The sequence below is a fragment of the Cyclobacterium xiamenense genome (genome assembly GCF_900109255.1).
Classification (GTDB): Bacteria; Bacteroidota; Bacteroidia; order Cytophagales; family Cyclobacteriaceae; genus Cyclobacterium; species Cyclobacterium xiamenense.
Genome location: NZ_FNZH01000003.1, coordinates 686,170 through 700,080, shown reverse-complemented (window position 1 = coordinate 700,080; position 13,911 = coordinate 686,170). Strand labels below are relative to the sequence as shown.

Here is a 13,911-nt window from a genome sequence, read left to right as displayed (position 1 = left end):
TTTCTAAGTAGGAGAAAGCATTCAACCAAAAGGATATAAAAAAGGGATTGAACCTAACGGCCAATCCCTACTTTTTTTCATTCATTGGGAGCATAAATTATTCAGACTTTTTGTCATCCTCCTTTTCACCGCCATCCTGCTCCTCGGAGGCCTTAGGCTCGTCAGCAGCAGCGGCCTCAGGGGCTTCTGAAACCGGAGTTTCGGAAACCACTTCATCGCTGCCTTCGGTCTTGGTGGATTTACTTTCTGATTTCTCGGATGTTTCCGCAGCTGCACCGGTGCCTGCAGTATCACTGCTCTTACCTGATCCTCTTCTGCTTCTCCTTCTACCGGCTTTTTTGGCTGGCTGCTCTTCCTTCAACATCAATTCGTTGAAGTCAACCAATTCGATGATGCACATTTCGGCATTGTCCCCGAGCCGATAGCCGGTTTTGATAATGCGCGTATAGCCTCCCGGTCGATTTCCAACCTTCTCTACTACCTCTCCAAAGAGGAGCTTGATGGCTTCTTTATTTTTGAGGTATCCAAAAGCTACCCGGCGGTTGTGGGTGGAGTCTTCTTTTGCTTTGGTGATCAGGGGTTCTACGTATTTCCTCAGCTCCTTGGCTTTGGCAAGGGTAGTACTGATCCGCTTGTGTTCCAAGAGAGACTTTGCCATATTCGATAGCATGGCCTTTCTATGTGAGGCGGTTCTACCCAGATGGTTAAATTTCTTACCGTGTCTCATTTTTAATTATTCTTCATCAAGTTTATACTTAGACAGATCCATGCCAAAAGTCAAGCCTTTTTCCTGGATCAACTGCTCCAATTCGGCCAGTGATTTTTTTCCGAAATTCCTAAACTTCATCATGTCAGAAATCTCAAGTTTGGCCAAATCACCGAGGGTCTTCACGTCCGCAGCTTTAAGGCAGTTGTAGGCCCTTACTGACAGATCCAGATCACTAAGCGAAGTTTTGAGCAACTTCCGCATGTGCAGGTATTCCTCATCAATTGGTTCAATCGCTCCGCTACCGGGGGCATCGATCACCATGGTCTGATCGGAAAACAACATAAAATGTTGGATCAGAATTTTAGCCGATTCCTGCAGGGCCTTTTCCGGATGGATTGACCCGTCGGTACTCACCTCCATGATCAGTTGCTCATAATCCGTTTTTTGCTCCACACGGGTGTTTTCAATCCTGTATTTTACGTTTTTTATGGGCGTAAATATCGCGTCCACCGAGATGGTGCCATATATTTGCTCCTTTGGTTTGGACTCTTCCGCAGGCAGATATCCCCGACCCTTATCGATGGTGAGTTCAATCTCCAGGCTTTTGGAATCGTCCAGGTGACATATGACCAAATCAGGGTTCAATACCTCGAAGGAAGTCGTGAACTTAGCGATATCACCTGCCGTAAATACATCCTGGTTTTTTACCTCCACCGTGATCTTGTTGTCAATCGCGTCGTGAATCTTCTTAAACCGAACCTGCTTAAGATTAAGAATGATATCGGTAACGTCTTCAACCACTCCTTCAATACTAGAGAATTCATGCACCACACCTGGCAGTTTGACCGCAGTGATGGCATATCCCTCCAGTGAAGACAAAAGAATCCTTCGAAGGGCATTACCTATGGTTACCCCGTATCCTTTTTCAAGTGGCTTGAAGGTAAACAGACCGTGAAAATCGTCTGCTTTTTCCATTACCACTTTCTCTGGCATTTGAAATGCTAATATGGACATATCTTTAATTCTTTTTATAGGAATGTAAATGATTACTTAGAGTACAATTCTACGATCAGCTGCTCTTTGATGTTCTCGGGGATATCTTCCCGCAAAGGAACGCTCACGAACTTTCCGCTGAGGGATCCATTGTCCCATTCCAACCAGCTATACCGGGTTGTACCTCTTCCTCTAAGACTTTCTGTAATCGCTTCCAGGGATTTGGACTTTTCTCTCACAGCCACCACATCACCTGGCTTCAATAAAAATGAAGGAATATTCACCACGACTCCATTTACAAGGATGTGTTTGTGAGAAACCAACTGCCGTGCTCCTCTTCGGGTGGGAGAAATCCCCAACCGAAACACGGTGTTATCCAGTCGGGCTTCCAAAAGTTGCAACAGGTTTTCACCGGTTACCCCTTTCTTTCGGGAAGCAATGTTAAACATGCGCGCAAATTGTCGCTCCAATACCCCGTAGATGTATTTGGCTTTTTGCTTCTCCATAAGTTGGATGGCAAATTCGGACTGCTTCTTTCGTCTACCCCTCCCATGCATACCAGGAGGATAATTTTTCTTTTGAAGCACTTTGCTATGCCCTTCGATGGGCTCGCCAAACTTTCTGGCAATTTTTGCTTTGGGACCTCTATATCTAGCCATGCGTATCTTTCTTTAAATTAAACTCTTCTGCGTTTGGGAGGGCGACAACCATTGTGCGGCAGTGGAGTCACATCCGTAATGGTGGTCACATCCAAGCCTACATTCTGTAAGGTTCTGATAGCGGATTCCCTACCGGCACCCGGACCTTTAACAAAAACTTCTACCTTCCGTAGTCCGAGATCATACGCAACCTGACCGCAATTCTGCGCAGCCATCTGAGCTGCATACGGCGTATTCTTTTTTGATCCTCTGAATCCCATCTTACCGGCAGAAGCCCAGGAAATCACCTGACCTGAGGTATTCGTGATGGAAATAATGATATTATTAAAGGAAGCCTTGATATGGGCCTGTCCCACCGCTTCTACTTTAACAACCCGCTTTTTAGCTTTGGTCTTTTCGTTTCTTTTCTGAGCCATAATCTATGTCAGGATTTATTTAGTCGCTTTCTTCTTATTGGCAACAGTTTTTCTCTTACCTTTTCTGGTCCGGGCGTTATTTTTTGTCTTTTGTCCCCGCACAGGTAAACCCTTCCGGTGACGCAAACCCCTGTAACAACCAATATCCATCAACCTTTTGATACTTAACTGTACTTCAGATTTAAGTACACCTTCGGTCTTGTATTCCTCGGCAATGATATTTCTGATGGCCGTTGACTCATCATCGTCCCATTCACCAGCCTTCTTATCCAATGAGATACCGGCCTTCGTTAGAATGGCCCGGGCAGTACTCCTTCCAATACCAAAAATATAGGTAAGGCCTATTTCACCACGTTTATTGTCGGGTATATCGACACCTGCAATTCTAGCCATAGTTATTAACCTTGTCGTTGTTTAAATTTTGGATTCTTCTTGTTGATCACATAAAGCTTTCCTTTCCTCCGGATTACCTTACAGTCAACGCTTCTTTTCTTAACAGATGCTTTAACTTTCATATCAATACTTATTTTCTTTACACTAACCTGTTGATCACATTAAGCCACTGGGCTTACTTGTAGCGGTAAACAATCCTGCCTTTAGAAAGGTCGTAAGGAGACATTTCCAGCTTCACCTTGTCCCCGGGCAATATCTTGATGTAGTTCATCCGCATTTTACCAGAAATATGTGCAATCAACTGGTGCCCATTTTCCAATTCAACTTTGAACATTGCATTGGACAATGCTTCAACAATAGTCCCGTCCTGTTCTATAGATGCTTGTTTAGCCATAATTAACGTTTAAAATTCTCTTCTATAAACCGATGCGTCGTCAATATTTCCGTCCGGTCTTCAAATATCGCAACCGTGTGCTCAAAATGGGCAGATGGCCTGCGGTCTGCCGTGCGGATGGTCCAACCATCTCGTTCCTGCACCACATTGCGCGTCCCCAGATTCACCATGGGCTCAATCGCAATCACCATCCCTCGCTGTAACTTGGCTCCACTGCCTCGCTTCCCCCAATTGGGTACCTCGGGGGCCTCGTGAAGTGAACGACCTAAGCCATGTCCGACTAACTCCCGAACTACGGTATATCCCTTCGCTTCGATAAATTTTTGGATGGCGTGACCGATATCACCCACACGCTTGCCATAAACCGCATTTTCGATTCCCAAATACAGGGATTCTTCGGTCGCCTTTAAAAGTGTGGTAATTTTAGGAGAAACTTCACCAACAGGGTAAGTATAAGCGGAATCGCTATGAAAACCTTGGTGAAAGACTCCACAATCTATCGAGATTATATCGCCATCTTTCAATTGATACTGACCGGGGAATCCATGAACAACTACTTCGTTCACTGAGATACACAGAGAAGAAGGAAAACCATTGTATCCTTTGAAGGACGGAACCCCTCCATGATCTCGTATAAACTCCTCGGCAATCTTGTCTAAAAAAGCGGTCTTTACCCCTTCTTTTACATATTTGGCAACTTCACCGTGGGCTTTTCCCAGGATCTGTGCACTTTCTTTGATTATCTCAATTTCCTCCTCGCTTTTAAACTGTATCATCGTTAAGCTACAGCGAAACTGGAAGGATCATTCTTCATGTTTCCACTTTTCATCATTCCTTCGTAATGCCTCATCAGCAGATAGCTTTCAATTTGGCGTAGGGTATCCAGAATCACCCCAACCATAATCAACAGCGACGTTCCCCCGTAAAACTGCGCAAATTCACCACTTACTCCTGCAATAATTGCAAATGCCGGCATGATAGCTACAAGGGCCAGCAAAATGGAACCGGGCAGCGTTATCCTGGAGATAATATTATCGATGAATTCAGAGGTAGGTGCGCCAGGCTTGATACCTGGAACAAATCCGCCGTTCCGTTTCATGTCTTCGGCAATCTGCTCCGGATTCACTGTGATCGCTGTATAGAAGAAGGTAAACAGAATGATCATCACCGCGAATACCAAATTGTATTGCCAAGAGGTGAAATCACTAAACGTGGTCCCAATGTACGAAGCAATGTCACTTGTTTCCGCCCAAATCTGTGCGATCAACGCAGGCAAAAACATTAACGACTGCGCGAAAATAATCGGCATCACCCCTGAAGCATTTACTTTTATTGGAATGTATTGCCGCTGTCCTCCATATACCTTGCCGCCGACTACTTGCTTGGCATACTGCACCGGAATCCGTCTGACCGCTTCGGTTAGGGCTACTACACCTACCACCACAAAGAAAAGAACAACTGCTTCCAGAATAAGGAGGAGAATTCCCCCACCACCCTTAGATAAGCTTTCTGAAATGATTGCGCCGGGAAGTGCCGAAATAATACCGATCATGATCAGCATGGAAATACCATTTCCGATGCCTTTTTCGGTAATTTTTTCACCAATCCACATACAGAACATGGTGCCAGCCGTAAGCAATATCAAGCTGGAAACCATAAACAAAACCTTGCTTTCTACAACGATTGCCTCGTCAGGAATGGTGGCCGTAATGTAGCCAATACCTTGCGCAAATGTTATCAGGATGGTTAAAACGCGAGTTATCTGATTGATCCGTTTTCTACCGGACTCACCCTCTTTTTGCAGTTTTTGGAAATAAGGTACCCCAACAGTCAACAATTGCAATACAATTGAAGCAGATATATAGGGCATAATACCCAAACCAAATATGGAAGCCCTGCTGAAAGAACCACCCAGAAAGGTATCAATCAATCCGAAAATACCGGAGGCGGCTTCTCCAAGACGACTTGGGTCCACACCCGGGAGGACCACAAACGAACCAACCCTGAAAACGATAAGCAAGCCTACCGTGTTCAGGATTCTAATTCGCAGATCCTCAATCGAAAAGATGTTCTTTACTGTTGTAATAAACTTTTTCATGAATTAAATCTTATTTACAGATCCTCCGGCCTTTTCGATAGCAGCAACAGCCGATGCGGAGAAATTGTGCGCACTTACGTTGATTTTGGAAGTAAGTTCGCCTCTTCCGAGGACTTTTACAAGATCTTTCTTGGAAACAAGTCCATTTTGGTGCAACAAATCAAAATCGATGGTATCCACGCTCAAATCGGTAGCCAGCTGCTGCAGGGTATCCAGGTTGATGGCCTGGTAAGCCACGCGGTTGTGGTTGGTAAACCCGAATTTAGGAATCCTTCGCTGCAAGGGCATCTGACCACCCTCAAAGCCCAATTTCGACTTGTAACCGGATCGGGATTTAGCCCCTTTGTGACCTCTGGTAGATGTGCCGCCTCTGCCGGAACCCTGCCCTCGGCCAATCCTTTTTCTGGACTTAACGGAGCCTTCCGCAGGCTTTAATGTATGTAATTTCATTTTGATTGAGTTTTCGAATGGTGTAACGCGTACGAAGTGGAAATAGTCTCCGATTAAACGTCCTGTACCTTAACTAAATGGCTGACTTTATTGATCATTCCTTGCAGCTGAGGGGTATTTTCCTTCTCCACGGTCTTGTTGATTTTCCCCAAACCAAGTGCAGCGATGGTCGCTTTTTGGTTTTTTGGCCGCTTGATGATGCTTCTGATCTGAGTTATTTGAACCTTCGCCATGTGATTACCCATTAAATACTTTCGATAATTTAACTCTTCTCTGCTGAGAAACTGCGATGGCATCCCGTAGGTGAACCAAGGCATCTATTGTCGCCTTCACCACATTGTGTGGGTTGGAAGACCCTTTGGATTTGGCAAGAATATCGGTATAACCGGCACTTTCCAAAACCGCCCGCATCGCACCACCGGCAAGAACACCGGTACCTGGAGCTGCTGGCTTTACCAACACCAATCCTCCTCCGTACTTACCCAGCTGTTCGTGCGGGATGGTCCCTTTCAACAAGGGTACCTGGATCAGATTCTTTTTGGCATCTTCTATTCCTTTGGTAATGGCATCGGTTACCTCATTGGCCTTACCGAGGCCGTAACCAACCACACCTTTACCGTCGCCAACCACCACGATCGCGGAAAAGGAAAACCTTCGTCCCCCTTTGACCACTTTCGCCACCCGGTTTATGGCAACGACTTTTTCGCTTAGTTCTGTATCTGTAGCCCGAATGGGTTTTTTGCTTATTTGGGACATAATGATTAAAATTTAAGGCCTCCTTCTCTGGCTCCTTCGGCCAAAGCTTTAACATTTCCATGGTACAGGTACCCGCTTCGGTCAAAAACGACCTCGTTCAAACCATTGGCAACTGCCTTTTCAGCCAGTTTTTTGCCAACCTCTTTTGACACGGTGACGTTAACATTCTTGCTGGCTCCAAATTCCTTGGAAGATGCAGCTGCAAGCGTCTGCCCTTTCAGATCGTCAATCAGCTGTGCATAGATACCCGTATTGCTCTTAAAGACAGAAAGCCTGGGCCGGGCATCGGTACCGGAGATCTTTCTTCGGATACCTTTTTTAATTCTCAGTCGTCTAATTCTTTTCTTGAAAGCCATCTTCTAATTATTTTTTAGCGGCAGTTTTACCAGCTTTACGTCTAATATACTCACCAACAAATCGTACACCTTTGCCTTTAAACGGCTCAACTTTCCGTAGCGACTTGATTTTTGCGGCCACCTGTCCAATCAACTCTTTGTCAATTCCTTCCAGTGTGATCAGCGGGTTTTTCCCTTTGGGAGTTTCTGTTTTGACAGCTATTTCCTGAGGAACCATTAAAAAAATGTTGTGGGAATATCCAAGAGAAAGTTCGATCACCTGCCCCTGGTTTGTGGCCTTGTATCCTACACCCACCAATTCCAATTCTTTTTTGTATCCTTCGTTCACTCCTGTGACCATGTTGTTCACCAGGGAACGGTAGAGCCCATGCAATGATTTGTGCCGCTTCGAATCGGTTGGTCGTTCAAAAACCACCTGATTGTCCTCGACTTTTACCGATATATCAGGATTCACCTCCTGTACCAGTGTACCTTTGGGACCTTTAACAGTTACCTGATTGTGCTCAGAAACGTCTACAGTCACACCCGCCGGTATATTTATTGGTTTTTTACCTATTCTAGACATATCTATGAATTAATATACGTAACAAAGGACTTCTCCACCGATGCCTTCCACACGGGCTTCCTTGTCCGTCATCACCCCCTTGGAGGTGGATAAAACGGCAATTCCCAAACCGTTGATCACTCTGGGAAGGGAATCTTTATTTACATACTTTCTTAAACCTGGCTTGCTAATTCGGGAAAGGCTTACAATTGCGTTCTCTTTGGTTTGTGGGTTATATTTCAAGGCAATCTTAATGGTCCCTTGAGGTCCTTCCTCCACAAACTTATAGTTTTGAATGTAACCCTTATCGAAAAGAACCTTTGTAAGTTCTTTTTTAATGTTAGAAGCAGGAATTTCTACTATCCGGTGGGAAGCCTTGATGGCATTCCTCAACCTGGTGAGATAATCAGCTATTGGATCAGTCATATTTGTATTAGTCTAACTGCAAAACCCGAACGGGCCTGCAAAGTTACACAATGAAATTTAGAATAAAAACTATTATATAATTTTTACCAGCTAGACTTGGTTACACCTGGAATTTTTCCCGCCGAAGCCATTTCTCTGAAAGTCACCCGATTGATACCAAATTTTCTCATGTATCCTTTGGGTCGGCCTGTAAGTTTGCACCGGTTATGAAGTCTTACTGGAGAGGCATTTTTAGGAAGCTTGTCCAATGCTTCATAATCACCTGCCGCCTTGAGTTCCGCACGTTTTTTGGCATATTTTGCCACCAATCGTTCTCTTTTTCTCTCGCGGGCTTTGATTGATTCTCTTGCCATGGTTATTCTACTTTATTTTTGTTTACGAAAGGCATTCCCAGGGACTTCAACAAGGCGTAGGCTTCTTCGTCACTGTTGGTACTGGTAACAAGCGTGATATCCATTCCGGAAATCCGGTTTACCTTTTCGATGCTGATTTCGGGGAAAATGATTTGTTCGGTAACACCCAAGGTGTAATTTCCCCGGCCGTCAAAACCTTTGTCAGAGATCCCCTTGAAATCCCGAACCCTTGGCAATGCAATGCTAACCAACCGATCAAGGAATTCGTACATGCGGTCTCCCCGCAAGGTAACCTTGGCTCCGATCGGCATCCCGTCTCTCAATTTGAAATTGGAAATAGAATTCTTTGCTTTTGTCGCGACGGCTCGTTGACCGGTAATGAGTGAAAGCTCTTCCACTCCCTGGTCCACTAGCTTTTTATCCGCTACAGCAGCACCGATACCTTTGTTCAAAACTATTTTGGTCAACTTAGGTACCTGCATCACGCTGGTAAACTGAAACTTTTCCTTCAGCTCAGCCGTGATTTCGTTATCGAATTTTTCTTTTAATCTAGGTTTAGCCATTGATCACCTCCCCGGTTTTCTTAGAGTACCTTACTAATTTTCCGTCCTCATTTCGTTTTCTCCCGATTCGTGTCCCGTCTCCCGTTTTGGGATCCACCAACTTTAGGTTACTAATGTGAATGGGAGCCTCTTTCTTCTCGATACCTCCCTGAGGCGTAGTGGCCGTCGGCTTGATATGTTTGGTTACCATATTCATTCCTTCCACTATGGCCCTTCGTTTGGCCTGATCGACAGAAAGGATTTTACCTTTTTTGCCTTTTTCATCTCCGGCGATGATCAAAACGGTATCTCCGGATTTGATGTGCAATTTTGGTTGCTTATTGAATTTTCTTTCCATGTTTACAATACTTCGGGGGCCAAAGATACAATTTTCATAAACTGCTTCTCCCTGAGTTCCCTGGCGACGGGACCGAAAATACGGGTCCCCCTGGGTTCGTCGTTGTTATTGAGGAGCACGGCAGCGTTGTCTTCAAACCGGATATAGGACCCGTCTTTTCTTCGGACTTCTTTTCGCGTCCGCACGATCACCGCTTTTGAAACGGTACCTTTTTTCATATTACTGGATGAGAGGGCCGATTTTACCGTGACCACAACCTTGTCTCCAATAGAGGCGTACCTTCTTTTGGTACCACCCAATACGCGAATGACAAGCACTTCTTTGGCGCCTGAATTGTCCGCTACACTTAATCTGGATTCCTGCTGTATCATGATTTATAAAGCCCTTTCAATTATTTCTACCAATCTCCAACGTTTATTTTTACTCAGCGGACGCGTTTCACTGATGCGCACCAGGTCTCCCGGGTTGCATTCGTTGTTTTCGTCATGAGCAGTGAATTTGGTGGTTTTCCCAACAAATTTACCGTAAATAGGATGTTTTACTCTCCGCTCCACAGCTACGGTGATGGACTTGTCCATCTTGTTGCTAACCACCTTACCGATTCTTTCTTTACGAAGGTTTCTTTCTATTGTAGCCATTGTGTTTCTTATTTAGCTAGTTGTTTGGCTCGTAAAAAAGTATGCAACCTCGCAACCAAACGTCTTGATTCTCTAATTCTATTTGGATTCTCTATCGGAGATATCGCGTGAGCAAAACGTAATTTTGTCAGGTTCTCCTTTTCTGCGGCAATGCGCTCTGTGATTTCGCTCTCCGTCAGAGCGTTGATTTCGGAATTTTTCATCATCTTATGATCCAGCGTAATCTCTACGTACGACAAACTTTGTGCTTACCGGTAGCTTTTGTTGGGCCAGTCGCAACGCTTCTTGCGCTACTTCCACCGAAACTCCCGTTGCTTCAAAAAGGATCGTCCCCGGCTTAATCACCGCTACCCAATATTCGGGCGCTCCTTTACCTTTTCCCATTCGTACCTCTGCAGGCTTCTTGGTAATGGGTTTATCTGGAAAAATTCGAATCCAAACCTGTCCTTCCCGCTTCATGGCTCGCGTCATGGCAATACGGGCCGCTTCTATCTGTCTCGAAGTGATCCATCCAGGCTCAAGGGATTTGATGCCGAAGTTGCCAAAAGCCAACGTGTGGCCTCTTTGGGCAATCCCCTTGATCCTCCCTTTATGCATTTTTCTAAATTTCGTTCTTCTTGGCTGTAACATGATCGCTCAGTTAAAGATGTTTAATTATTTCTTTTTCTTCTCTTGGGGCCACCACCCTCTCTCCTACGTCTGTTTCCAGCTGGCGCATTGCCCTTAGCATCGCTAGCGGAACTCAAATTTGGAGAAAGATCTCGTTTGCCGTACACCTCACCCTTGAAGATCCATACTTTAATACCGATTTTCCCATATACCGTTTGCGCCTCAGAAATGGCATAATCCACATCTGCACGAATGGTGTGCAGGGGAATTCTACCCTCCTTGTACATCTCGGATCTGGCCATCTCAGCTCCTCCCAGTCTCCCGGAGAGCTTCACCTTGATGCCTTCTGCACCTACGCGCATGGTGGCAGCAATCGACTGTTTCATCGCCCTTCGAAAAGAAATCCGCGCCTCCAATTGCTGGGCAATAGATTCTCCCACCAACTTGGCATCCAACTCCGGACGTTTGATCTCAAATATGTTGATCTGAACATCCTTATTGGTAAGCTTCTTCAGCTCTTCTCTCAATTTATCAACCTCAGAACCACCTTTACCGATAACTACTCCAGGACGAGCCGTCTGAATGGTCAGGGTAATCCGCTTGAGGGTACGCTCGATGATAACCTTGGAAATACCTCCCTTGGGAATCCTGGCAAATACATAATTTCTGATATTCTGGTCTTCGTAAAGCTTCTCGGCGAAATCACGTCCACCATACCAGTTAGAGTCCCACCCCTTTATGATACCAAGCCTTAAACCAATTGGGTTAACTTTTTGTCCCATATTCTAGTCTTCATTTTCATTTGATTCAACACTTTCAGCGGTAACGCCTCCTTCATAGGAGTCCACAACTAACGTTACATGATTTGATCTTTTGCGGATTCGGTGGGCTCTTCCCTGGGGTGCAGGTCGTAGCCTTTTCAACATCCTGCCGCTATCCACAGCAATCGTCTTCACATACAGCTCCGCATCTTCCAGTTTCTCATCTGGATTTTTAGCCTGCCAGTTTGCGATCGCTGACAACAACAGCTTTTCAAGCCTGATGGCACCATGGTTGGGCGTAAACTTAAGGATACTTAAGGCGTGACCTACTTTCTTCCCTCTGACCAGATCTGCAACCAAACGCATTTTCCTCGGAGAGGTTGGAACATTTTTTAATTTTGCTATTGCTTCCATGATTATCTCTTTCCTTTATCTTTTTTGGCGATGTGTCCACGGAAATTTCGTGTAGGTGCAAATTCCCCCAGCTTGTGGCCCACCATATTGTCGGTAACAAAAACTGGAATAAATTTATTTCCGTTATGCACTGCAAAGGTATGCCCAACAAAATCCGGTGATATCATGGACCGCCTTGACCAGGTCTTGATCACGGATTTCTTTCCGGACTCATTCATGACGTCCACCTTCTTTGCCAAATGATGCTCTATATACGGGCCTTTTTTTAACGAACGTGCCATGTTACTTAGATCTTCTGCTTATGATAAATTTATTGGAATACTTCTTGCGCGAACGGGTCTTTTTACCCTTCGCCAACAAGCCAGTTCTGGAACGAGGATGCCCTCCCGAAGAACGGCCTTCCCCACCACCCATCGGGTGATCAACAGGGTTCATGGCCACACCTCTGGTTCTCGGTCTTCTTCCCAACCATCTCTTTCGACCTGCTTTTCCAAGTACCACGTTCATATGATCTCCGTTGGATACGGTTCCAATCGTCGCTTTGCAGGTACTCAACACCATGCGCATCTCACCGGAGGGAAGTTTTACCGTTACGTACTTTCCTTCCCTGGCCAACAACTGGGCGTAGCCACCTGCACTTCGCGCCATCGCACCACCTTTTCCAGGCTTCAACTCAATATTGTGAATGATGGTACCCAGGGGGATATTCTTTAAAAACAGTGTATTCCCCACTTCGGGCGCAGCCTTTTCCCCACAAGATACGGTCTGACCTACCTCAAGACCTTCGGGCGCAAGCATGTAGGCCTTCGCGCCGTCTGCGTAGTACAACAAGGCGATTCGGGCGGTTCGGTTTGGATCGTACTCAATGCTCTTTACCACGGCTGGGATCCCTTCTTTCTCCCGCTTAAAGTCAACGATCCTTAGTTTTCTCTTATGTCCACCTCCAATGTACCTGGAGGTCATCTTACCGGTATGGTTCCTGCCACCGGACTTCTTCAAAGGAGCCAAAAGGCTCTTCTCCGGGGTTGATTTTGTAATCTCATCGAAAGAAGGAGCTACTCTAAATCGGGTACCGGGGGTTACAGGTTTTAATTTCTTAACTGCCATTGCTTTGATTCAATTAAATTTCTCCGTAAAAATCAATGATTTCACCTTCTGCTACCTGTACCATTGCTTTCTTAAACGTGTTGGTGTACCCGGACACGATTTTGGATTTGGTGTACCTGGTCTTTTTCTTGGCCGCGTAGCGCATGGTGCGCACGTCCACTACCTTCACCCCGTACATTTTTTCCACGGCGGCTTTGATCTGCGGCTTTTTAGCAGTTTTTTCCACTACAAAACCATAGACCCCACGTTCGTTCATGGCAGAGATCTTTTCCGTAATCAAAGGTCTTTTTAATATATCCATGATTTTACTTCGATAAAAGGGTTTCTAATTTACTCACTGCACCTTCACAAAGGACCAAACTATCTGCATCTAACAGCTCATAGGTGTTCAACTCGTCCACCATTCTGACCTTGGTTTTCTGCAAATTCCTGGAGGACAGGTACAAATTCTTGTTGTTTTCGGCCACCACCAGTAGCGTTTTCTTTCCCAGCAAGGACAGGTTGGTAAGCAGACTGATGTAATCTTTGGTGCGTGGCGCGTCAAAAACCGGGTCTTCCAGTACCAACAGCCCATTTTCCTTTGCTTTGTAGGAAAGCGCTGATTTTCTGGCGACCTGTTTTAACTTTTTATTTAACTTAAAGGAATAATCCCGGGGTTTCGGGCCGAATACCCTACCTCCTCCCCTGAAAACGGGAGATTTGATAGAACCTGCACGAGCCCCACCGGTACCTTTTTGTTTCTTAATCTTCTTGGTAGAACCGGAAATCTCCGCTCTTTCCTTCGACTTATGCGTTCCCTGTCTTTTGTTTGCCAGGTATTGTTTGACATCCAGGTAAATCGCATGATCATTCGGCTCCAGAGCAAAAATATCCTCAGAGAGCGTGATTTTCCGTCCGGTATCTTCACCGGTTTGTTTTAATATTGCTAATTCCAT

The 13,911-nt window shown here is 45.4% G+C and carries 28 protein-coding genes; all 28 read right to left on the bottom strand.

Annotated features, from left to right (window positions below; all coding sequences use genetic code 11):
- Positions 1 to 97: 97 nt before the first annotated feature.
- Positions 98 to 727 carry a 50S ribosomal protein L17 gene (gene rplQ, locus BMW71_RS12590; protein ID WP_092174354.1) on the bottom strand — a complete coding sequence of 210 codons (630 nt, stop codon included), beginning with the start codon at positions 725 to 727 and terminating at the stop codon, positions 98 to 100.
- Positions 728 to 733: 6 nt separating this feature from the next.
- Positions 734 to 1,723 carry a DNA-directed RNA polymerase subunit alpha gene (locus BMW71_RS12585; RefSeq protein ID WP_092174351.1) on the bottom strand — a complete coding sequence of 330 codons (990 nt, stop codon included), beginning with the start codon at positions 1,721 to 1,723 and terminating at the stop codon, positions 734 to 736.
- A 32-nt stretch (positions 1,724 to 1,755) separates the two neighbouring features.
- Entirely contained in the window at positions 1,756 to 2,361 is a 606-nt protein-coding gene (gene rpsD / locus BMW71_RS12580; RefSeq protein ID WP_092174349.1) for a 30S ribosomal protein S4, read from the bottom strand.
- A 17-nt stretch (positions 2,362 to 2,378) separates the two neighbouring features.
- A complete protein-coding gene (rpsK, locus tag BMW71_RS12575; protein WP_092174346.1) occupies positions 2,379 to 2,777 on the bottom strand; it encodes a 30S ribosomal protein S11 in 399 nt (132 codons plus the stop codon).
- A 15-nt stretch (positions 2,778 to 2,792) separates the two neighbouring features.
- Positions 2,793 to 3,170: a 30S ribosomal protein S13 gene (rpsM, locus tag BMW71_RS12570; RefSeq protein ID WP_092174343.1), complete on the bottom strand. Its 378-nt coding sequence runs from the start codon at positions 3,168 to 3,170 to the stop codon at positions 2,793 to 2,795.
- Positions 3,171 to 3,175: 5 nt separating this feature from the next.
- On the bottom strand, positions 3,176 to 3,292 hold the full coding sequence (gene rpmJ, locus BMW71_RS12565) for a 50S ribosomal protein L36 (protein WP_092174341.1): 117 nt from the start codon (positions 3,290 to 3,292) through the stop codon (positions 3,176 to 3,178).
- A gap of 53 nt (positions 3,293 to 3,345) precedes the next feature.
- On the bottom strand, positions 3,346 to 3,564 hold the full coding sequence (gene infA, locus BMW71_RS12560; RefSeq protein ID WP_073095415.1) for a translation initiation factor IF-1: 219 nt from the start codon (positions 3,562 to 3,564) through the stop codon (positions 3,346 to 3,348).
- Positions 3,565 to 3,566: 2 nt separating this feature from the next.
- Positions 3,567 to 4,340: a type I methionyl aminopeptidase gene (gene map / locus BMW71_RS12555; protein ID WP_092174339.1), complete on the bottom strand. Its 774-nt coding sequence runs from the start codon at positions 4,338 to 4,340 to the stop codon at positions 3,567 to 3,569.
- A gap of 2 nt (positions 4,341 to 4,342) precedes the next feature.
- On the bottom strand, positions 4,343 to 5,662 hold the full coding sequence (gene secY, locus BMW71_RS12550) for a preprotein translocase subunit SecY (protein ID WP_092174337.1): 1,320 nt from the start codon (positions 5,660 to 5,662) through the stop codon (positions 4,343 to 4,345).
- A 3-nt stretch (positions 5,663 to 5,665) separates the two neighbouring features.
- The gene (gene rplO / locus BMW71_RS12545) at positions 5,666 to 6,112 is read right to left on the bottom strand and encodes a 50S ribosomal protein L15 (RefSeq protein WP_092174334.1); all 447 of its coding nucleotides are present in this window, start codon (positions 6,110 to 6,112) and stop codon (positions 5,666 to 5,668) included.
- A 53-nt stretch (positions 6,113 to 6,165) separates the two neighbouring features.
- Positions 6,166 to 6,345 carry a 50S ribosomal protein L30 gene (gene rpmD, locus BMW71_RS12540; protein WP_206670817.1) on the bottom strand — a complete coding sequence of 60 codons (180 nt, stop codon included), beginning with the start codon at positions 6,343 to 6,345 and terminating at the stop codon, positions 6,166 to 6,168.
- 4 nt (positions 6,346 to 6,349) lie between these two features.
- Complete coding sequence (gene rpsE, locus BMW71_RS12535; protein WP_092174329.1) at positions 6,350 to 6,868, bottom strand: 30S ribosomal protein S5; 519 nt, start codon at positions 6,866 to 6,868, stop codon at positions 6,350 to 6,352.
- A gap of 5 nt (positions 6,869 to 6,873) precedes the next feature.
- The gene (rplR, locus tag BMW71_RS12530; protein WP_092174326.1) at positions 6,874 to 7,224 is read right to left on the bottom strand and encodes a 50S ribosomal protein L18; all 351 of its coding nucleotides are present in this window, start codon (positions 7,222 to 7,224) and stop codon (positions 6,874 to 6,876) included.
- A gap of 7 nt (positions 7,225 to 7,231) precedes the next feature.
- Positions 7,232 to 7,789 (bottom strand): 50S ribosomal protein L6, encoded by a 558-nt coding sequence (gene rplF / locus BMW71_RS12525; protein ID WP_092174323.1) that lies wholly within the window; start codon positions 7,787 to 7,789, stop codon positions 7,232 to 7,234.
- Positions 7,790 to 7,798: 9 nt separating this feature from the next.
- Entirely contained in the window at positions 7,799 to 8,194 is a 396-nt protein-coding gene (rpsH, locus tag BMW71_RS12520; RefSeq protein WP_092174321.1) for a 30S ribosomal protein S8, read from the bottom strand.
- 83 nt (positions 8,195 to 8,277) lie between these two features.
- Positions 8,278 to 8,547: a 30S ribosomal protein S14 gene (gene rpsN / locus BMW71_RS12515; protein ID WP_026956459.1), complete on the bottom strand. Its 270-nt coding sequence runs from the start codon at positions 8,545 to 8,547 to the stop codon at positions 8,278 to 8,280.
- A 2-nt stretch (positions 8,548 to 8,549) separates the two neighbouring features.
- Positions 8,550 to 9,110 carry a 50S ribosomal protein L5 gene (gene rplE / locus BMW71_RS12510; RefSeq protein ID WP_092174318.1) on the bottom strand — a complete coding sequence of 187 codons (561 nt, stop codon included), beginning with the start codon at positions 9,108 to 9,110 and terminating at the stop codon, positions 8,550 to 8,552.
- Positions 9,103 to 9,447: a 50S ribosomal protein L24 gene (gene rplX / locus BMW71_RS12505; RefSeq protein WP_092174316.1), complete on the bottom strand. Its 345-nt coding sequence runs from the start codon at positions 9,445 to 9,447 to the stop codon at positions 9,103 to 9,105. The genes rplE and rplX overlap by 8 nt, the downstream gene beginning before the upstream one ends.
- Before the next feature lie 2 nt (positions 9,448 to 9,449).
- The gene (gene rplN / locus BMW71_RS12500) at positions 9,450 to 9,818 is read right to left on the bottom strand and encodes a 50S ribosomal protein L14 (RefSeq protein WP_092174314.1); all 369 of its coding nucleotides are present in this window, start codon (positions 9,816 to 9,818) and stop codon (positions 9,450 to 9,452) included.
- Positions 9,819 to 9,821: 3 nt separating this feature from the next.
- Positions 9,822 to 10,085, bottom strand: a complete 264-nt coding sequence (rpsQ, locus tag BMW71_RS12495; protein WP_092174311.1) for a 30S ribosomal protein S17 — start codon at positions 10,083 to 10,085, stop codon at positions 9,822 to 9,824.
- Between the two features lie 8 nt (positions 10,086 to 10,093).
- On the bottom strand, positions 10,094 to 10,288 hold the full coding sequence (gene rpmC / locus BMW71_RS12490; protein WP_092174894.1) for a 50S ribosomal protein L29: 195 nt from the start codon (positions 10,286 to 10,288) through the stop codon (positions 10,094 to 10,096).
- Between the two features lie 4 nt (positions 10,289 to 10,292).
- Positions 10,293 to 10,715, bottom strand: a complete 423-nt coding sequence (gene rplP, locus BMW71_RS12485) for a 50S ribosomal protein L16 (RefSeq protein ID WP_092174308.1) — start codon at positions 10,713 to 10,715, stop codon at positions 10,293 to 10,295.
- A 20-nt stretch (positions 10,716 to 10,735) separates the two neighbouring features.
- Positions 10,736 to 11,476: a 30S ribosomal protein S3 gene (gene rpsC / locus BMW71_RS12480; protein ID WP_092174305.1), complete on the bottom strand. Its 741-nt coding sequence runs from the start codon at positions 11,474 to 11,476 to the stop codon at positions 10,736 to 10,738.
- Positions 11,477 to 11,479: 3 nt separating this feature from the next.
- Complete coding sequence (gene rplV, locus BMW71_RS12475; RefSeq protein WP_092174303.1) at positions 11,480 to 11,869, bottom strand: 50S ribosomal protein L22; 390 nt, start codon at positions 11,867 to 11,869, stop codon at positions 11,480 to 11,482.
- 2 nt (positions 11,870 to 11,871) lie between these two features.
- Positions 11,872 to 12,150, bottom strand: coding sequence for a 30S ribosomal protein S19 (rpsS, locus tag BMW71_RS12470; protein WP_009034213.1), 279 nt, complete (start codon positions 12,148 to 12,150; stop codon positions 11,872 to 11,874).
- Between the two features lies 1 nt (position 12,151).
- The gene (rplB, locus tag BMW71_RS12465) at positions 12,152 to 12,976 is read right to left on the bottom strand and encodes a 50S ribosomal protein L2 (protein ID WP_092174300.1); all 825 of its coding nucleotides are present in this window, start codon (positions 12,974 to 12,976) and stop codon (positions 12,152 to 12,154) included.
- A 13-nt stretch (positions 12,977 to 12,989) separates the two neighbouring features.
- Positions 12,990 to 13,277, bottom strand: coding sequence for a 50S ribosomal protein L23 (rplW, locus tag BMW71_RS12460; protein ID WP_092174298.1), 288 nt, complete (start codon positions 13,275 to 13,277; stop codon positions 12,990 to 12,992).
- A 4-nt stretch (positions 13,278 to 13,281) separates the two neighbouring features.
- On the bottom strand, positions 13,282 to 13,911 hold the full coding sequence (rplD, locus tag BMW71_RS12455; RefSeq protein ID WP_092174295.1) for a 50S ribosomal protein L4: 630 nt from the start codon (positions 13,909 to 13,911) through the stop codon (positions 13,282 to 13,284).